Source organism: Micromonospora sp. AMSO1212t (assembly GCF_008868145.1).
GTDB lineage: Bacteria > Actinomycetota > Actinomycetes > Mycobacteriales > Micromonosporaceae > Micromonospora > Micromonospora tulbaghiae.
Map to the genome: position 1 here is coordinate 1 of NZ_WBKS01000007.1, position 18,636 is coordinate 18,636.

Here is an 18,636-nt window from a genome sequence, read left to right on the forward strand (position 1 = left end):
GGGGTGAGAGTGGCGACGTGGGCGTTGCGGGTGGTCGGAGATCCTCGGGGTACGTGCGAGACTAGACAACCATGAGCGACCCACGGATCACCTCGTCGATCTTCACCCGCGGCGCGGTCGACCTCAGCGCGCTGCGCACCCCCGCACCGGCCGACACCTCCTCCGCCACACCGTCCCAGGGCGCCCCGCCCGCCGGGCTGCCGGGCAGCCCCGCCGGCTCCGCCGCCGTGATCGACGTGACCGAGGCGAACATCCAGTCCGAGGTGCTCGAACGCTCGCTCACCACACCGGTAGTGGTCTTCTTCGGCGCCGCCGGCTACCCGGAGAGCGACCAGTTCGCCCCGGTGCTCGAGCGGCTGGCCGCCGAGGGCGGCGGAGCGTGGCTGCTGGCCCGCGTCGACGTGCAGCAGCAGCCGCGGCTCGCGCAGATGTTCCAGCTCCAGACGCTGCCCACCACGTACGCCATCGTCGGCGGCCGCCCGGTCGACGCCTTCCCCGGCCCGGTGCCGGAGTCGCAGTTGCGACAGTGGCTCCAGGCGGTCCTCAAGGCCGGCGGCGTCACAGTCGCCGAGCCGGAGGACCCGCGCCTCGACGCCGCCGACGACGCGCTGATGAGCGGTGACCTCGACGCCGCCGAGGCGGCGTACCGGAAGATCCTGGCCGAGTCGCCCGCGGACGGGGCGGCGGAGGCGGGCCTGGCGCAGGTCGGGCTGGCCCGCCGGGTGGCCGGCGCGGACCCGCAGGCCGCGCTCGACGCCGCGGCCGCCGACCCCGACGACGTGGACGCCCAGCTGCTGGCCGCCGACATCGAGGTGCTCAGCGGCCTCGCCGACCAGGCGTACAAGCGGCTGGTCGGCCTGGTCCGGCGCACCGCCGGGGACGACCGGGACCGGGTACGCCAGCATCTGCTCGGCCTGTTCACCATCGCCGGTCCGGACGACCCCGCCGTGGCCTCCGCCCGACGCGCCCTGGCCAGCGCGCTGTTCTGAGTCAACCCGTGCGGGCCGGTGCACCGCCGGCCCGCCCGACCACCGAGGACGGGAGCCCATGATGCGCCGGATCGCCGTCCTCGACGCGCCGACGAACCTCGGACTGCGCCCGCCCACGGCCGGCTCCGTCCCCGGCTGCGGCAAGGCGCCGGGCGCGCTGCGCGACCACGGCCTGCTCGCCCGGCTGCGGGCCCGCGACGCCGGCTGCCTCACCCCGGCCCGGTACGACCCGGGAGACTGGCGCCCCGGCGACGGCGTCTGCCACGCCCCGGAGATCTCCGCGTACTCGATGGCGCTCGCCGACCGGATCGGCGCGATCATCGACCGGGGTGAGTTTCCGCTGGTGCTCGGCGGCGACTGCTCGGTGCTGCTCGGCTCGGCGCTGGCCATGCACCGCCTCGGTGAGGCGGTCGGCGGGCGGATCGGGCTGGTCTTCGTCGACGGCCACTCCGACTTCCGGCATCCCGGCAACGCCTCCTACGTCGGCGCGGCCGCCGGGGAGGACCTGGCCCTGGTCACCGGGCGTGGACAGCCCGACCTGGCCGCGATCGAGGGCCGCCGGCCGTACTTCCGGGACGTCGACGTGGTGGTGCTCGGCATCCGCGCGCAGGACGAGTACCGCCTCGACCTCCAGGCCGCCGGCATCACCACCCGGCCGGTGCCGGCGCTGCGCGCCGAGGGCGCGGCCCGTACCGCGCAGTGGGCGCACGAGCAGCTCGTCGACTGCGCCGGCTACTGGGTGCACATCGACGTGGACGTGCTCGACCCGGCGGTGATGCCCGCCGTGGACGCGCCCGACCCGGGCGGCATCGCCTTCGCCGAGCTGGAGATCCTGCTCGCCGGGCTGGTCGACACCCCGCACTGCCTCGGCGTCGAGCTGACGGTCTTCGACCCCGACTACGACCCGGACGGTGCGTACGCGGCCGAGATCGTCAACACCGTGGTGGCCGGGCTCGCCCCGGTGGTCGCGCCGGGCGCCGTGCCGCCCCGGCTGCTGCCGGCCGGGCCGGTCGCACCGGCGCCCCGCGCCGCCGACAGCCGGCCGGAGCCCGAGCCGCTCCCCGCCCCGGCTGCCGTACCGGCGCCGGCGGTCGCGGTGGAGCCGATCGGCCCCGACCAGACCGCCGCCGACGACGACCTCGGCGACGACCCGCTGCCCCCGGGGCTGCTGCGCCGCGCGCCCGCCGGAGACGAGCCGGACCCGGCCCGCTCCGGCATCGACATCGCCTGACCGGTACGCCTCAGCGCGCGGCCAGGCGGTGCGGGAACCGCTCAGCTCGCGGCGAGGCCGCGCAGGAACCGCTCGGCGATCGGTGCCGCGACCTTCGAGCCCGCCCCGCCCTGCTCGACGAAGACGGCGAAGGCCACGTCGCCCTGCCAGCCGACGAACCAGGCGTGCGTGTGCGCCGGGTTGTTGTCGTACTCCGCGGTGCCGGTCTTGCCGTGCACCGGCTCGCCCGGCACGTCCGCCAGCGCGCTGCCGCTGCCCGAGGTGACCACCCCGCGCATCATCGACTTCAGTGCCGCCACCGACTCCGGCTTGAGCGCCTCGCCGGCCGGCGCGGGCTTGGCCGGCGCCGGGTCGAGCAGCAGCTTGGGCTGCTCGAACTTGCCCCGGGCCACCGCCGCCGTGGCGCTCGCCATCGCCACCGGGCTCACCAGCGTGGTGCCCTGGCCGATCGCGGCGGCGGCCTGCTCGGTGGCCGGTCCGTTGGCGGAGATCTTGCCGGTGAACGCGTCGGTGCCGAGATCCCACGCGGCCTCCAGGCCGAGCGTACGGCCGGCCTGGGCCAGCCCGTCCGGGCCGAGCTTCGGCGCCAGCGCGGTGAAGGCGGTGTTGCACGACTTGGCGAAGTCGGTGGCGAACGGCACCGCGCCCAGCTCGAAGTTGTCCGAGTTCTTGAAGACCCGGCCCTCGACCGTCGACGTCTTCGGGCAGTCCACTGTCGTCTGCGGCGTCACCGCGTCCCGGTCGAGCAGGCCGAGTGCGCTGACCATCTTGAACGTCGAGCCGGGCGGCACCTGGGCGGTGAAGGCGAGGTTGTCGCCCGCCGCGCCCGGGCCGTTCGCGGCGGCCAGCACCGCGCCGTCGCTGATCCGCACGGCGACCAGGGCGGAACGGCGGGTCTGACCGCGCAACGCGGTGTCGGCCGCGTTCTGGGTGGCCGCGTCGATGGTGGTCTTCACCGGCTGGCCGGGCTTCGGGTCGCTGCGGTACAGCTCGGTGCCGGTCGGCTCCACCTTGCCGTCCGGGGTGGTCCGCTCGGTGATCACGGTGACGCCGGGGACGCCGCGCAGCCGCTCGTCGTACCGGCCCTGGAGACCGCCGTGGCCGACCAGGTCGCCGCGCGCGTACCGCTCGGGGTGGGCCTGGAGGTCGTCGGCGGTGGCCTGGTCGACCGAGCCGAGCAGCGCCCGGGCGAACTCGCGGGTCGGCGCCAGCATGAGCTGCTCGGAGACGAACCGGGTGCCGGGCAGGTCGTAGATGCGCGGCTTGATCTGCCGGTACGCCTCGTCGCGCAACGTCACCACCTCGACGAGCCCGTCCGGCTTCGCCGCCTTGAGCCGCTTGGGCAGGTCACCCAGGTCGACCGGCGGGGTGAGCGCGGGCCGGATCGCCTTGAACGCGGCGTCCAGCTTCTTGACCAGGCCGGGCACGTCGGTGACCTCGCCGGGGACGACCTGCACCCGGACCACCGGGCGCGGCGCGACGATCGGCTGACCGGCCGCGTCCAGCACACCGGCGCGCTGCGCCGGCTCCCGCCGCAGCGCGATCTTGTCGCCGCTCTCCAGCTTCTCGTGCACCACCGACGGCTCCCAGATCACCTGCCACTTGTCGTCGCCGCCGCGCTTGAGGCGTACCGGATTCTCGTAGGCCCAGTCGCCGCCGCCGGGCAGCGCCCAGCTCACCTTGATCCGGGCGGTGGCGACGTCGCCCTTGGTGGTGATGTCGCCGGTGCGTGCCAGCTCCGGCGGGTTGGCCGCGAGCGCGCCGGCGAGCGCCTGGATCTGCTTGGTCACCTCGGCGGCGGGCACCCGCCCGCCGGCCGGCTCGACGAAGCCGACCGCCTGGAGGTCGCCGGAGCGCCAGCCGCCGAGGAACGCCTCGACGGCCGTATCCGGGCCGTCGTCCCCGGAGCATCCGGTCAGCGCGCCGGCTGTGACCAGCACGGCTGCCAGCGTCGCGAGGACGCGGTGACGGGTGTGGCGAGGGTGGCGGACGGGGTACGACACGGGCATGAAGCGATCCCTCCGGTGCTCAACTGCCCTGCACGCTAGTACGGCCCGGCGCTCCCCACCGCCCCGCCACGGCCTCCGGCAGCGCGAGAAGCGGCGTGTGGCAGTGTGATGAACATCGCCAGCCGGGGTACTCCGCGAGCGGCCGACCACGGACCCGCAACGGGTGAAAGGACAGAGTCCCGATCCGGACGTCCGGCCAGTGGTCCGCCGCGGGAGGTACCGCGCGGTAGGGCCTAGGCTGGGCGGCAGAGTGACCCACAACGCGGTGGGTCGAGGGGAGTGGCACCGATGGACCGGCGTCCGGCGATCAAACCGGGACCCGACCTCCGGCAGGCTGACACCGGCCGGGACGACGACAGCTTCGATTCGGCGACCGACGGAGACGGTTTCAGCCGTCTCGACACAGGAGTGACCGGGATGACCGGTTCCAGCATCGACACCCTCTACGACCTGGGCCTGCCTGCGCAGGCACTGGCCGACGAGTCGGAGGACGCCGAGCTGGACGAGCCCGTTCCCAACGCGGAGCGGCTGGTCGCCCAGGCGGTCGCGCTGGCCGGCGACGACCACGACGCGGCCACACTGGTGGACCGCTTCTGGCGGTTCGCGCCGGACGAGGAGCTGATCGGCTTCACCGCCGAGGAGATGCTGGAGGCGGCCCGGGCCCACCGGGACCTGGCCCAGCAGCGGGTGCCGGGCGAGCTGAAGCTCCGCATCCACGAGCCGGACGCCGAGCAGCACCACACGGTCGTCGAGATCGTCACCGACGACATGCCGTTCCTGGTCGACTCGGTGACCGCCCTGCTGAACTCCCGTCACCTGGACGTGCACCTGCTGGTGCACCCGCTGGTCGTGGTGCGGCGCGAGCCGCTGGGCCGGCTCACCGAGGTCTCGGCGGACGTGGAACCGGACGACGCCATCGCCGGTGACCTGGTCGAGAGCTGGATGCGGATCGAGATCGACCCGGTCCGCGACCCGGCCGAGCGGGAGACGCTGCGCCGTGAGTTGCAGCGGGTGCTCACCGACGTGCGCGAGGCGGTCGAGGACTGGCCGAAGATGCGGCAGCGGGCCCTCGCGCTCGCCGACGAGCTGGCCGCCGCCCGGACGTCGGACAATCGCCCGCCGGTGCCGGAGAAGGACATCACCGACTCGGTGGAGCTGCTTCGCTGGCTGGCGCACGACCACTTCACGTTCCTCGGCTACCGGGAATACCGCCTGGTCCACACCGACGGCGCGCGCGGCGGGCAGGCCCTGGAGGCGGTGCTCGGCACCGGGTTGGGCATCCTGCGTTCCGACTCGCCCGAGGCCCGGTCGCTGAACTCGATGACGCACGAGGCACACGAGAAGGTGCTGGAGAAGCGCCTGCTCATCATCACCAAGGCCAACTCGCGCGCCACTGTGCACCGGTCGGCGTACCTCGACTACATCGGCTTCAAGATCTTCAACGAGGCCGGCGAGGTGGTCGGCGAGCGGCGCTTCCTGGGCCTGTTCTCCACCGCCGCGTACCGGACCAGCGTGCAGGAGCTGCCGGTGGTCCGGCGCAAGGTCGCCGAGGTGCTGGACCGCTCGGGCCTGAGCCTGCGCAGCCACTCCGGCAAGGACCTGTTGCAGATCCTGGAGACCTACCCGCGCGACGAGCTGTTCCAGATCAAGACCGACGACCTCTACCACGCGGTGATCGGCGTGCTGCGGATGGCGGGCCGCCGGCAACTGCGGGTGTTCCTGCGCCGCGACGCGTACGGGCGGTTCATCTCCTGCCTGATCTACCTGCCGCGGGACCGGTTCACCACGCAGAACCGGCTGCGCATGCAGGACATCCTGCTGCGCGAGCTGAACGGCGTCGGTGTCGACTACACCACGCGGGTGACCGAGTCCATGCTGGCCCGGGTGCACTTCATCGTGCGCACCGACCCGAACAACCCGCCCGGTGAGATCGACGCCGACCTGCTCGCCGAGGAACTGGCCGACGCGACCCGGCTCTGGGACGACGACTACCGGCTGGTGCTGGAACGCAAGCTCGGCGACGAGCAGGCCAAGCACCTGTTCGCCCGGTACGCCGACGCGTTCCCGGAGGGCTACAAGGACGGGCACACGCCGTACGAGGCGATGAAGGACCTGGCGAAGCTGGAGCTGCTGGAGGAGCCCGGCCAGCTGGAGATGCACCTGTTCCGCAAGCAGGCGCCGCCGCGTCCGTACGCGGCCCGCGCCGCCGACGCCGACGAGGCGATGGACGTGCGGTTCAAGGTCTACCGGTACGGCGAGCCGATGATGCTCTCCGCCGTGCTGCCGGTGCTGCACTCGCTCGGCGTGAAGGTGGTCGACGAGCACCCGTACGAGGTGGAGCGCGTCGACGGCCGGATCTGGCTCTACGACTTCGGTCTGGAGCTGCCCGAGCGGCACCAGGACCTGGCCGAGGTGCGCCCGCACGTGGAGAACGCCTTCGCCGCCGCCTGGCGGGGCGAGGCCGAGGTGGACGGCTTCAACGAGCTGGTGCTGCGGGCCGGGCTCACCTGGCGGCAGGTCGTCGTGCTGCGCGCGTACGCGAAGTACCTGCGGCAGGCCGGCACCGTGTTCTCCCAGGAGTACATGGAGCAGACGTTCATCGCGTACCCGCAGATCGCCGAACTGCTGGTGAAGCTGTTCGAGACCCGGTTCGCCCCGGGCGCGACCACGCTGGACGAGCGGCGGCAGCGCAGCGGCGAGCTGGTCGACGCGATCGGCGAGGCGCTCGACGAGGTGGCCAGCCTCGACCAGGACCGCATCCTGCGGGCCTACCTGACGTTGATCCAGGCCACGCTGCGGACCAGCTTCTACCAGAAGCCGGTGGGCGGCCGGCCCAAGGCGTACGTGGCGTTCAAGCTCGACCCGCAGGCCATCCCGGACCTGCCGGCGCCACGGCCCAAGTTCGAGATCTTCGTCTACTCGCCCCGGTTCGAGGGCGTGCACCTGCGGTACGGGCCGGTGGCCCGCGGCGGCCTGCGCTGGTCCGACCGGCGCGAGGACTTCCGGACCGAGGTGCTCGGCCTGGTCAAGGCGCAGATGGTGAAGAACGCGGTGATCGTGCCGGTCGGCGCCAAGGGCGGCTTCGTGCTCAAGCAGAAGCCGGGCGACCGGGACGAGGCGGTGATCTGCTACAAGGAGTTCATCTCCGCGCTGCTCGACGTCACCGACAACATCGTCAGCGGCGAGATCGTGCCGCCCGAGGACGTGGTCCGGCACGACGGCGACGACCCGTACATGGTGGTGGCCGCAGACAAGGGCACCGCGACGTTCTCCGACATCGCCAACGAGATCTCCGAGGCGCACAGCTTCTGGCTCGGCGACGCGTTCGCCTCCGGCGGCTCGGCCGGCTACGACCACAAGAAGATGGGCATCACCGCCCGGGGCGCCTGGGAGTCGGTGAAGCGGCACTTCCGGGAGCTGGGGCACGACACCCAGACGCAGGACTTCACAGTGGTCGGCGTCGGCGACATGTCCGGCGACGTGTTCGGCAACGGGATGCTGTTGTCCGAGCACATCCGGCTGGTGGCCGCGTTCGACCACCGGCACATCTTCCTCGACCCGGACCCGGAGTCGGCCCGCTCCTTCCAGGAACGCAAGCGGCTGTTCGACATGCCGCGCTCGTCGTGGGAGGACTACGACCGCGAGCTGATCTCCGAAGGCGGCGGCGTCTATCCGCGTACGGCGAAGTCGGTGCCGGTCTCGCCGCAGGTCCGCGCGGTGCTCGGCCTCGACGAGGACGTCACGCAGCTCAGCCCGCAGGAGCTGATGAAGGCGATCCTCACCGCGCCGGTCGACCTGTTCTGGAACGGCGGCATCGGCACCTACGTCAAGGCGTCCAGCCAGACCAACGCCGAGGTGGGGGACAAGTCCAACGACGCCATCCGGGTGGACGGCAAGGGCCTGCGCTGCCGGGTGGTCGGCGAGGGCGGCAACCTGGGCTTCACCCAGCAGGGGCGGATCGAGTACGCCTCGACCGGCGGCCGCATCTACACCGACTTCATCGACAACGCGGCCGGGGTGGACTGCTCCGACCACGAGGTGAACATCAAGATCCTGCTCAACACGGCTGTGGCCGACGGTGAGCTGGACCGGCCGGAGCGCGACGAGCTGCTGGCCCGGATGACCGACGAGGTCGCCGAGCTGGTGCTGCGGGACAACTACGACCAGGCACGGGCGCTCAACAACGCCCAGGCCCAGGCCGCCTCGTTGCTCCCGGTGCACCGGCGGATGATCAACGAGCTGGAGCGGTCCGGCGCGCTGAACCGTTCGCTGGAGGCGCTGCCGTCGGACGAGGAACTGGCGGTCCGCACCGAGAGCGGGCTGACCCCGCCGGAGTTCGCGGTGGTGCTCGCGTACGTCAAGATCGTGCTGGAGCGCGAGATCGTCGGCGAGGGCCTGGCGGACGAGGAGTGGACGACCGACGTCCTGGTCAACTACTTCCCGACGCCGCTGCGGCAGCGCTTCGCCGACCGGATGGGCCGGCACCGGCTGCGCCGGGACATCGTCACCACGGTCCTGGTCAACGAGGCGATCAACCGGGGCGGCATCTCGTTCGTCTTCCGGGTGGTCGAGGAGACGGCGGCGTCCGCGGCGGACGTGCTCCGCGCGTACGTGGTGGTCCGCGAGGTGTTCGGTCTGCGCGACCTGTGGGACGCGGTCGAGGCGCTGGACAACAAGGTCTCGCCCGAGTTGCAGACCGCCGTCTACCTGGACACCCGGCGGCTGCTCGACCGCGCGGTGCGGTGGCTGGTCACCAACCGGCGGTCGCCGATCGACGTGCCGGCGGAGATCGCCCGGCTGCGCGACGGTGTGGCCCGGCTCCTGCCGGACCTGGAGCACCGGTTCTGGGGCACCGAGCGGGAGGCCATCGCGGCGCACATCGAGTCGCTGGTCGACCGCGGGCTGCCGCGTGACCTGGCCGAGCAGGCGACCCGCCTGATGTACAGCTTCGGCCTGCTCGACATCGTCGAGACGGCGCAGGCGACCGGGCGGGACGTGGGCGAGGTGGCCTCGGTCTACTTCGTGCTCTCCGACCGGTTCCGGGTCGACGCGCTGCTGTCGAAGATCTCCCTGCTGCCACGCGAGGACCGGTGGCAGACCCTGGCCCGGATGGCGCTGCGCTACGACCTGTACGCCGCGCTCGCCGCGCTCACCGCGGAGGTGCTCGGGTCCACGTCGGAGGACGTGCCGCCGGTGGAGCGGGTGCAGGAGTGGGAGCAGGCGAACGCCACCTCGATCCACCGGGCGCACCGGGCGATGGGGGAGTTCGACGAGTCCCGCGCCGACCTGTCCGCGCTGTCGGTGCTGCTGCGCCAGATCCGTACCCTGGTCCGGACCTCGGCGGCGGCCTGACCGCTCTGACGCGCGTGGCCCGGTGGTCGGTTCCCCGACCACCGGGCCACTGCCGTTCCCGCCCTCAGCTCGTCATCGCGGCGTAGACGACGATGTTGTTCAGGTAGCTGCCGGCCGTCCGGTCGAACACCCCGCCGCAGGTCACCACGCGCAGGGCGGGGACGTCCGACGGACCGTAGACCTGCGCGGCGGGGAAGGCGGTCTTCGGGTACGACCCCACCTCCCGCACCGTGAACGTGGCGGCCGAACCGTCCTGCCGAGCGACCACGATCGTGTCTCCGGGCACCAGCGCGCCGAGGTTGAAGAACACCGCCGGGCCGAGCTGGGCGGAGTCGACGTGACCCACGATGACCGCGTTGCCGGCCTCGCCCGGGCTGGCGCCGGGGGAGTACCAGCCGGCCTGCATGGCCTGGTCCAGCGGGGGCACCTGGACCGTGCCGTCGGGATTCGTGCCGAGCGACATGATCGGGGCCTGCACCCCGATGCGGGGGATCGAGATGGTGACCGGCGCCGACCGGGGCAGCGGGGCCGGTGCGGGGCTGGTGGCGCCCGTCGCGCCCGGGGCACCTGGGGTGGCGGGCCCGGCCGGAAGGCCCGGCGTCGTCGGGCCGTTGCCGTCCCCGGCTGTCGGCCGGCCGGTGCTGCCGGGTGCGGGCTTCGCGTCGGCGTCCGGTACCGGCTGTCCCCCGGCGTCCGGATCGGCGTACGTGCCGCCCGGGTCGGCTTGCGGGCCGGTGGTGACCGGGCCCGCCTGCGAGATCGGCTGCGGCGGTGAGGGTTGCGGGACGGTCCGCACGGACGCGCCGATCAGACCGGCCCCGGCCATGGCGAGCAGGACGACGACGGCCGCGCCGGCGGCACGCCACGGACTTCCGTGACGGCCGCCGGCCCGGGTCGTCGTCCGGTCAGACCAGGCCACCGGCCCGCCGCCGACGCAGCAGCACCAGGCCGCCCAGCGCCGCAGCGCCGATCATGCCCGCGCCACCGGTGGCGAGGTCGCGGTCCACGCCGGTGGTCGTCATGCCACCGTCGCCGCCGTCGACCCCACCGCGCGGCAGGACCACCAGCTCGCCGTCACCGCAGGTGCCCCGCAGCTCGTACCGGCCCGGCCGGGCGTCGTGCGAGACGGTGGCCTCGCCGTAGTAGACGAAGTCCTTCCCGTGCTCCCAGCCGTCCTTGCCGTAGTCGCGCTCGGCGTCCTTGCCGTAGTCGCCCTTGTCGTCCTGCCAGGCGCCTCCGCTCGCCTGCCAGTCGTCCTTGCCGCCCTGCCAGTCGTCCTTGCCGTCCTGCCAGGACCCGTGCTCGTCCTTGCTGTCCTTGCCGTCCTTGGCGTCCTTGCCGTCCTGCCAGGACCCGTGCTCGTCCTTGGCGTCCTTGCCCTTGTCGTCCGGCCGGCCGCCGCGGTCGTCCTTGCCGTGCTCGTCCTTGGCGTCCTTGCCGTCCTGCCAGGACCCGTGCTCGTCCTTGGCGTCCTTGCCCTTGTCGTCCGGCCGGCCGCCGCGGTCGTCCTTGCCGTGCTCGTCCTTGGCGTCCTTGCCGTACCGGTCCTTGCCGTCGGGGCCGTGCGCGTCCTTGGTCCAGTCCGCCGCGCCCCGCTGCTCCTTCTCCCAGCCCGGCTCGGCGTCCTGACCGTACTCGTCGTGCCCCTGCCAGTCGCCCGGGTCGACGGCGGTGCCGGCGCCCGCGCCGCCCGGCTGCGGTTGTCCTTCCGGCTGGCCGGCCGGCGGCTGGGGCTGGTTCGCCGGAGGCTGCGGCATGCCGTCCCCGCCCGGCCCGTTCCCGCCCGGCCCGTTCCCGCCGGGTCCGTTGCCGTCCGGGCCGTGTCCGTCCCCGCCCGGCTCGCCGCGGCCGTCCGGCCCCTTGTCGTGCTCGTCCTTGCCGTCGGGGCCCTTGCCGTGGTCGTCCTTGCCCTCAGGGCCCTTGCCGTGCTCGTCCCCGCCGTGGTCGTCCTTGCCGTCCGGGCCCTTGTCGTCCCAGCCCCAGGCCTTGTCGTCACCCCAGTCGCCGCCGCGGTCACCCCAGTCGCCGCCGTGCTCGCCGTCCCGGGCCGGGTGCAGGTCGACCTTGCCGGTCACCTTCGACCAGACGGTGGCGTGCTTCTGCGGCTCGGAGCAGATCGCGAGCAGCTCGACGGTGTCCCCGGCCTTCACCACGTGCGGCTTGGCGATGACCTTGCCCTCGTCGTGCCCGCCCGCGTAGGCCATTCCCGGGGTGAACGCGAGAAGGCCCGCTCCGCCGAGAGCGGCGCCCGCGACCACCTTCCCGAGCATCTTCTTAGCCATGACCAGCGTCTCCATCCCTGTTCGTCCTGAGCCCGACGTCAGTCGCGCTAAGGCCGACGTTAGACCTTTTCGCGAGTTATTCGGGGAAAGATTCGCTTTTAGGGATTTGACGATTTTGAGGGGGTACGCGTCCTCCGCGCGACCGCGCGCCGATCGGGTGCCCTTCGGCATCGGTGGGTGGAACGTGGCGGCTGTCTTCGACCGTCTTGCCGCCAGTGGCGTTCACCCGGGCGGGCGTCGACGGGCGCGGCGGTAGGGTGGGCGGCAGGCGCATCGAGGCATTGCCATGGAAGCGCTCCCATGCAAGAATCGCTGCACGCGGTTCGGGGAGCCACACCGCGAGCTCAGACGTCGAGGGCAGCCGGCACCACCGGCCGACGTCCGGCTCCATCGGCCGGTCCTGCGGACCGGTCGGCACCACCACCCCCAGCGCCCGTCCGGGTCGGGCGTCCCCCGAAGAACCCCCTGGCGCGCACGGCCGTCCCCGTAGGACGACCGCCGCCGCCATTTGCGCCGGGCCGTACGCGGATCCGGTCTCGCCCAAGGAGATCAGTGGCATGAATCTGTGGAGAAGGCTGTCCGGCCGGAACCGGACGCTTGCGCTCACCAGCGCCGGCGTCCTGGTAGCCGGTGGACTGGTGACCCTCCCGGTCACCGCGGCGCAGGCCGCCACCCAGTGCAGCGTGACCTACACGACCAGCGACTGGCCCGGTGGATTCACCGGCAACGTCACCATCAAGAACATCGGTGACGCGCTCAGCTCGTGGACCCTCGGCTTCACCTTCCCGAACAGCTCGCAGCGGGTGGTGAACGGCTGGTCCGCGCGGTGGTCCCAGAGCGGCCAGAACGTCACCGCGCAGAACGAGTCGTACAACGGGTCGCTCGCCAGCGGCGCCAGCACCACCATCGGCTTCAACGGCTCCTGGAGCGGCAGCAACCCGAAGCCGACCCAGTTCACGCTCAACGGCACGGTCTGCAACGGCGGCACGCCGTCCACCAGCACGCCGCCGACGAGCACGCCGCCGACCAGCACGCCGCCCACGAGCACGCCGCCGACGTCGACGCCGCCGACCTCGACGCCGCCGACGACCACTCCGCCGCCCGGGCAGCGGGTCGACAACCCGTACGCGGGCGTGAAGGGGTACGTGAACCCCGAGTGGAAGGCCAAGGCCGAGTCGGTGTCCGGCGGCAGCCGGGTCTCCAACAACCCGACCGCGGTCTGGCTCGACCGGATCGCCGCCATCAACGGCACGCCGGACAGCAGCTCCAACGGCGCGATGGGTGTGCGTGACCACCTGGACGCCGCGCTCGCCCAGGGCGCCGGCTACATCCAGTTCGTCATCTACAACCTGCCCGGCCGGGACTGCTCCGCGCTCGCCTCGAACGGTGAGCTGGGCCCGGACGAGCTGCCCCGCTACAAGTCCGAGTACATCGACCCGATCGCCGCGATCCAGGGCGACTCGAAGTACCGGAACCTGCGCATCGTCAACATCATCGAGATCGACTCGCTGCCCAACCTGGTGACCAACACCTCGGGCAACGCGGGCGGCACCGTCATGTGTGACACGGTGAAGGCCAACGGCGCGTACGTGAACGGTGTCGGCTACGCCCTGGCGAAGCTGGGCGCGATCGGCAACGTCTACAACTACATCGACGCCGCCCACCACGGCTGGATCGGCTGGGACAGCAACTTCGGCCCGGTCGCCGACCAGCTCAAGGCCGCCGCCGTCGCGTCCGGCAGCACCGTCGCCAACGTGCAGGGCTTCATCGTCAACACGGCGAACTACTCCGCCCTGAAGGAGCCGTACGTCAAGGTCACCGACTCGGTGAACGGCCAGACCGTCCGGCAGTCCAAGTGGATCGACTGGAACCAGTACGTCGACGAGCTGTCGTTCGCCCAGGCGTTCCGGCAGAAGCTGGTCTCGGTCGGCTTCGACAGCAACATCGGCATGCTGATCGACACCTCCCGCAACGGTTGGGGCGGCTCCGCCCGGCCGACCGGCCCCGGCCCGTCGACCAGTGTGGACGCGTACGTCGACGGTGGCCGGGTCGACCGGCGCTTCCACACCGGCAACTGGTGCAACCAGGCCGGCGCGGGCCTCGGCGAGCGGCCGCGGGCCAACCCGGAGACCGGGATCGACGCCTACGTCTGGGTGAAGCCCCCGGGTGAGTCGGACGGCTCCAGCAAGGAGATCCCGAACAGCGAGGGCAAGGGCTTCGACCGGATGTGCGACCCGACGTACACCGGCAACGCCCGCAACGGCAACAACCTGTCCGGCGCCCTGCCGGACGCGCCGATCTCCGGCGCGTGGTTCGCCGCCCAGTTCCAGCAGCTCATGCAGAACGCGTACCCGCCGCTCTCCTGAGCCGCGGTGAGGACCACCCGCGGCGGCGGGAGTGAGGCACCGCCGCGCGGGTTCCCCGGGCCCCTGGTCGACGCCCACGTCGGCCAGGGGCCCTCGGCCGTTCCGGTGTCAGGGAACGGTGCGCTCGATCGCCGCCCGGCCCAGCTCGGCCAGATCACGCCGGGCCCGCTCCAGGTTCTCCGGCGTCACGTCCTGGCCCCGGGCCTGCACCAGGTCCTCCGGATCCCAGGGCTGTTCGGCGCCGGTACGGATGTCGTCCGGGGCGGCGCCGGTGCCGGTGCCGGTCGCACCCGTCCCGGCCGCGTACGGGTCACCGATGAGGTTCGGCGACCCGGTGTCGGGCACCGCGCCGTCGGGCTCGGTGAAGGTGGGGTTGTCCGGGTCGGTGCCGCTGTTGCGCAACTGGGGCACCGTGCTGTCGTCGTCCACCGCCGCGGCCACCTCGGGGGTCTCCTCCAGCGGCCGCTCGCCACCGCGGTCACGATCGGTCATGCTGCTGCCCTCCTGTCCCTTCGCGTGATCCCCGTGGCCTACCCGGTGCGGGCCGCGCCATGCGGGCGGAGGGGGTCAGGACTCGTCGCGCTGCGGCTCCGGCGCCTCGGTCGGGCGCAGCCGCTGCCACAGCAGCATCAGCAGGCCGAACACCAGCATCGCCGCCCCGGCCCACAGGTTGATCCGGAGGCCCTGCGCCTTGTCGATCTCGGCGGACGTGTCGAAGAGCCCCATCAGGCCGACGATCAGCCCGTACACCACGAACAGGCCGCCGATGACCCGGCGGATGTCGAACAGCCGGGCCGCGGCGGAGCGTTCCTCCCGGGCGTCCTCGGTCTCGTCGACCAGCGGGTCGTGCGCCTCGCCGCCCTGGTAGTGACGGTCCGCGTTGTCTGCCATGGCGTGCGTCCCCTCCTTAGAAGACCGGGATGTAGAACAGGGCGGCGAGGATCACCGCGACGACGCCGAGCAGCACCGGGGAGCGGTACCAGGCGGTGTCGCCGGCCAGCGAGTCGTCGGCGAGCGTCGTGTCGCTGAGGCCGTACACCAGCCCGGTCAGCTCCCGGTCGGTCTTCGGCCGGGTCAGCGGCGTGACGATCGCGGCCACCACCGCGACGGTGGCGAAGGCCAGGCCCGCGCCCCAGAAGCTCTCCTCCAGGTCCGAGTTGAAGCTGATCACGCCGCCCTTGTAGAGCAGGTACGTGGCGGTGGCCACGACGGTGCCGGACAGCAGCGACCAGAACCCGGCCAGCGGCGTCATCCGCCGCCAGAACATGCCGATGATGAACGTGCCGAACAGCGGCGCGTTGAAGACCGAGAAGAGCGCCTGGATGTAGTTCATGATGTTGCTGAACCCGGCCGCGATGAACGCGGTGCCGATGCCGATCACCACAGCGCCGACGGTGGCGATCCGGCCCACCTTCACGTAGTGCTCGTCCGGCTTGTCCCGCCGGAAGTACGCCTGCCAGATGTCGTACGTGAAGACGGTGTTGAACCCGCTGACGTTCGCCGCCATGCCGGCCATGAACGAGGCCACCAGGCCGGTGACCGCGATACCGAGCACGCCGTTGGGCAGCAGGTCGCGCATGAGCAGCGGGATCGCGTTGTTGTAGACCAGGTCGCCCTCGTCGGCGCCCAGCCCTTTGACGGTGACCAGGGCGATCAGGCCGGGGATCACGGTGACCGCCGGGATGAGCAGCTTCGGGTACGCGGCGATGATCGGCGTACGCCGGGCGGCGCTCATGTTCCGCGCGGACAGCGCGCGCTGCACCTCGGCGAAGTTGGTGGTCCAGTAGCCGAAGGAGAGCACGAAGCCGAGGCCGAACACGATGCCCAGCCAGTGCGCGCCGAGCGGGTTGTCGGTGCTGCCGGTGCCCTCCCAGGCGTGCAGTCCGGCCTCGCCGAGCTTGGAGTCGCGGACCGCGTCCATCAGGCCGCTCACGCCGCCGACCTTGACCAGGCCGATCACCGTGATCGGTACCAGACCGGCGATGATCACGAAGAACTGGAGCACCTCGTTGTAGATCGCGCCGGAGAGCCCGCCGATGGTGATGTACGCCAGCACGATCACCGCGCCGACGATGATCGCGAACCAGAGCGGCCAGCCGAGCAGCGCCTGCATGATCAGGGCCAGCGCGTAGAGGTTCACGCCCGCGATGAGCACCTGCGCGACCGCGAAGCTGATCGCGTTGAGCAGGTGGGTGGGGCGGTTGAAGCGCAGCCGCAGGTATTCGGGGACGCTGCGGACCTTGGAGCCGTAGTAGAACGGCATCATCACGATGCCGAGGAAGACCATCGCCGGTACGGCGCCGATCCAGTAGTAGTGCACGGTCATGATGCCGTACTGGGCGCCGTTGGCGGCCATGCCGATGATCTCCAGTGCGCCCAGGTTCGCCGAGACGAACGCCAGGCCGGTGACCCAGGCGGGCAGCGAGCGGCCGGAGAGGAAGAAGTCCACGCTGGTACGGATCGCGCGCCGGGCGGCGAAACCGACGCCGAGCACCGTGACGAAATAGAGCGCCAGGATCAGATAGTCCAGGGCGTTCATATCCAACCGCAGGCCGCCACCGCCCATGCCCGTGCTCCCCTCGTGTGCACCGCTGCCCGCACGTACCCCGATTGCGAAGTTTCATACCTGCTGTTCGGTCCGGGCACGGGGAAGCCCCGGCCGGTGACCGGCCGGGGCTTCGTCGCGGTCTCAGCGTCCGAGCACGCGGTCCAGGAAGTCGCGGTAGCCGCGCACGGCCACCCGGAGCTGCTCGGTGTCGGTCGAGCCGGACTCCTGCCAGGTGCCGAGCCGGGTGCGCTGCTCGCGCAGGGCGGTGGAGAGCGCCTCGATCGCCTCCTCGACCAGCGACTCCGCCTCGCCGACGGCCGCGCGCGGGTCGTCCACGAAGCGCAGCTGCACGTCGCGCCAGCGGTCCCGGAAGCCCTGGGCGGCCTCCGGCGCGAACAGCGTCGCCGCGTCGGCCGGTACCGCGCCGGGCGTGGGCCGCTCCGCGCCGGCCAGGCCCGTGCCGGCGGCTGCCGCGCCCGCCGCCGCGCCGGCGGTGGCCGTGTCCACCCGGTCGGCGTCGTCGGTGGTGGGGACGGGCTCGGCGTCCGGGTCGACCAGGCCCGGCTCGGCGCTGCCGTACCCGACCGCGCCGTCGGCCGCCACGTCGTCCACCTTGCGGTCGTCCCGGGCTACGTCGTCCACCGTGCGGTCGTCCCGGCCGTCACCGTCGACGTCCTGGCCGGCGGTGCCGGAGTGCTCGGCGTCCCAGCGGTCCCGGTCGTGCAGGCGGTCCCCGGCGGTCGGGTCGGCCCGCTCGTCGTCCAGCGGGTCGGTGCGTCCCGGCGCGCCGTCGCCCGGCACCGCGGTGTCCTCGTCGCGCGCGTCGCGCTCGTCCTGCGGACGGCCGCCCGCCAGGGCCGAGGCGGCGACCGCGTCGCCCACCGTGGCCGCCCCGAACGCCGTCGGCAGCGGCGCCGGCTCGTGGTACGGGGGCTGCCCGTCGTCGTCGGTCCGGTCGGCCGCGTCGCGCAGCTCCCCGTCTTCGTAGGCACGGGTCTCGTCGACCTCGGCGTCGCGCCGCTGGTCGTCGACCGCCGGGTCGTCGAAGGTGCCCCGGTCGTCCAGCGCGTCCTCGGGCACGTCGGCCCGGTCGGCGTCGCGCCGGTCGGCGTCGGTGTGCTCGCCCGGCTGCGGCACCGGTACCGGTGCGGACCGGACGGCCTCGGGGTGGTCCTGCGTGACCTGCTGTTCCTCCTGGCGCATGGCGGCGGCCTCCTCAGCGGCTCGGGACGTCGTGGTCGTGGTCGTGATCGGGGTGGCGCTGCTCCGGCTGCTGCGGGGCGACCGGGTCCTCGCCGAGCAGGTCGGCGAAGAGGGCCCGGTAGTGCACGAGCGCCTGCCGGAGGTCCTCGGTGCCGGCCTCACCGCGCTCGTTGCGCTGCCGGATCTCGTGGGCGTCGCGGTAGTGGGTGAGCGTGCGGGCGTGCTCGACGGAGAGGTGGGCGATCTGGTCCGAGAAGTCCCCGGTGGGGTATCCGCGCTCGGCGATCAGACGGCTGACCAGCTCGTCGGCCTCACCGACGGTCTCCGCGGGGGAGTCGACGAAGCGCACCTGGAGTTCCTCCCAGGCGGCGGCGTAGCGGGCCCGGGACTCCGGGTCCAGCGGGGTCAGCTCCAGTTCGGCGTGCCGGCGTTCGCGTTCCCGCAGCTCACGCTCGGCGGCGCCGCGGCTGTCCTGCTCGGCGACGACCCGGTCGTACTCGGGGCCGAAGCGTTCCCGCAGCGCCCGGCGGCGGCTGGCGACCACGGCGACCGCGACGAGCGCGGCGATGACGGCGACGACGATGACTATGACGACTACCTGGGTGGACGACATGGCTCCTCCTTCGCACGTTGGTATTCCCTCGTGCGGGTGATCG

The 18,636-nt window shown here is 72.5% G+C and carries 12 protein-coding genes; 4 read left to right on the plus strand and 8 right to left on the minus strand.

The annotated features are described in order from the left end of the window. The first annotated feature begins 71 nt into the window (after positions 1-71). Together F8279_RS03395 and F8279_RS03400 are read left to right on the plus strand one after the other, a co-directional pair. Positions 72-989: a tetratricopeptide repeat protein gene (locus F8279_RS03395; protein WP_151499046.1), complete on the plus strand. Its 918-nt coding sequence runs from the start codon at positions 72-74 to the stop codon at positions 987-989. 58 nt (positions 990-1,047) lie between these two features. After that, complete coding sequence (locus tag F8279_RS03400; RefSeq protein WP_151499047.1) at positions 1,048-2,220, plus strand: arginase family protein; 1,173 nt, start codon at positions 1,048-1,050, stop codon at positions 2,218-2,220. Positions 2,221-2,261: 41 nt separating this feature from the next. On the opposite strand, the gene F8279_RS03405 is transcribed toward F8279_RS03400, so the two are convergent. Further along, positions 2,262-4,229, minus strand: a complete 1,968-nt coding sequence (locus F8279_RS03405; protein WP_151499048.1) for a penicillin-binding transpeptidase domain-containing protein — start codon at positions 4,227-4,229, stop codon at positions 2,262-2,264. A 288-nt stretch (positions 4,230-4,517) separates the two neighbouring features. Here F8279_RS03405 and F8279_RS03410 point away from each other — a divergent pair, with 288 nt between their 5' ends. Next, on the plus strand, positions 4,518-9,581 hold the full coding sequence (locus F8279_RS03410) for an NAD-glutamate dehydrogenase (RefSeq protein WP_151499049.1): 5,064 nt from the start codon (positions 4,518-4,520) through the stop codon (positions 9,579-9,581). Positions 9,582-9,645: 64 nt separating this feature from the next. On the opposite strand, the gene F8279_RS03415 is transcribed toward F8279_RS03410, so the two are convergent. Then, positions 9,646-10,407 carry a class F sortase gene (locus tag F8279_RS03415; RefSeq protein ID WP_151499086.1) on the minus strand — a complete coding sequence of 254 codons (762 nt, stop codon included), beginning with the start codon at positions 10,405-10,407 and terminating at the stop codon, positions 9,646-9,648. Between the two features lie 79 nt (positions 10,408-10,486). Further along, positions 10,487-11,878 carry a hypothetical protein gene (locus F8279_RS03420; RefSeq protein ID WP_151499050.1) on the minus strand — a complete coding sequence of 464 codons (1,392 nt, stop codon included), beginning with the start codon at positions 11,876-11,878 and terminating at the stop codon, positions 10,487-10,489. Positions 11,879-12,420: 542 nt separating this feature from the next. Between F8279_RS03420 and F8279_RS03425 the strand changes: the two genes are divergently transcribed. After that, positions 12,421-14,229 (plus strand): glycoside hydrolase family 6 protein, encoded by a 1,809-nt coding sequence (locus F8279_RS03425; protein WP_151499051.1) that lies wholly within the window; start codon positions 12,421-12,423, stop codon positions 14,227-14,229. Positions 14,230-14,337: 108 nt separating this feature from the next. On the opposite strand, the gene F8279_RS03430 is transcribed toward F8279_RS03425, so the two are convergent. From F8279_RS03430 to F8279_RS03450, 5 genes are all read right to left on the minus strand, one after another. Continuing rightward, complete coding sequence (locus tag F8279_RS03430) at positions 14,338-14,721, minus strand: hypothetical protein (RefSeq protein ID WP_091422838.1); 384 nt, start codon at positions 14,719-14,721, stop codon at positions 14,338-14,340. 75 nt (positions 14,722-14,796) lie between these two features. Further along, positions 14,797-15,120: a hypothetical protein gene (locus tag F8279_RS03435; protein ID WP_151499052.1), complete on the minus strand. Its 324-nt coding sequence runs from the start codon at positions 15,118-15,120 to the stop codon at positions 14,797-14,799. Positions 15,121-15,136: 16 nt separating this feature from the next. Beyond that, on the minus strand, positions 15,137-16,795 hold the full coding sequence (locus tag F8279_RS03440) for a sodium:solute symporter family protein (RefSeq protein ID WP_151499053.1): 1,659 nt from the start codon (positions 16,793-16,795) through the stop codon (positions 15,137-15,139). Between the two features lie 123 nt (positions 16,796-16,918). After that, positions 16,919-17,980: a hypothetical protein gene (locus F8279_RS03445; protein ID WP_151499054.1), complete on the minus strand. Its 1,062-nt coding sequence runs from the start codon at positions 17,978-17,980 to the stop codon at positions 16,919-16,921. A 13-nt stretch (positions 17,981-17,993) separates the two neighbouring features. Next, on the minus strand, positions 17,994-18,593 hold the full coding sequence (locus tag F8279_RS03450) for a hypothetical protein (protein WP_151499055.1): 600 nt from the start codon (positions 18,591-18,593) through the stop codon (positions 17,994-17,996). Between the last annotated feature and the right edge of the window lie 43 nt (positions 18,594-18,636).

Excerpts from the sequence above, each read along its gene's own strand:
- F8279_RS03395 (WP_151499046.1), top strand. The coding sequence starts at position 72 with ATGAGCGACCCACGGATCACCTCGTCGATCTTCACCCGCGGCGCGGTC.
- F8279_RS03400 (WP_151499047.1), top strand. The coding sequence starts at position 1,048 with ATGATGCGCCGGATCGCCGTCCTCGACGCGCCGACGAACCTCGGACTG.
- F8279_RS03405 (WP_151499048.1), bottom strand. The coding sequence starts at position 4,229 with ATGCCCGTGTCGTACCCCGTCCGCCACCCTCGCCACACCCGTCACCGC.
- F8279_RS03410 (WP_151499049.1), top strand. The coding sequence starts at position 4,518 with ATGGACCGGCGTCCGGCGATCAAACCGGGACCCGACCTCCGGCAGGCT.
- F8279_RS03415 (WP_151499086.1), bottom strand. The coding sequence starts at position 10,407 with ATGGCCGGGGCCGGTCTGATCGGCGCGTCCGTGCGGACCGTCCCGCAA.
- F8279_RS03420 (WP_151499050.1), bottom strand. The coding sequence starts at position 11,878 with ATGGAGACGCTGGTCATGGCTAAGAAGATGCTCGGGAAGGTGGTCGCG.
- F8279_RS03425 (WP_151499051.1), top strand. The coding sequence starts at position 12,421 with ATGAATCTGTGGAGAAGGCTGTCCGGCCGGAACCGGACGCTTGCGCTC.
- F8279_RS03430 (WP_091422838.1), bottom strand. The coding sequence starts at position 14,721 with ATGACCGATCGTGACCGCGGTGGCGAGCGGCCGCTGGAGGAGACCCCC.
- F8279_RS03435 (WP_151499052.1), bottom strand. The coding sequence starts at position 15,120 with ATGGCAGACAACGCGGACCGTCACTACCAGGGCGGCGAGGCGCACGAC.
- F8279_RS03440 (WP_151499053.1), bottom strand. The coding sequence starts at position 16,795 with ATGGGCGGTGGCGGCCTGCGGTTGGATATGAACGCCCTGGACTATCTG.
- F8279_RS03445 (WP_151499054.1), bottom strand. The coding sequence starts at position 17,980 with ATGCGCCAGGAGGAACAGCAGGTCACGCAGGACCACCCCGAGGCCGTC.
- F8279_RS03450 (WP_151499055.1), bottom strand. The coding sequence starts at position 18,593 with ATGTCGTCCACCCAGGTAGTCGTCATAGTCATCGTCGTCGCCGTCATC.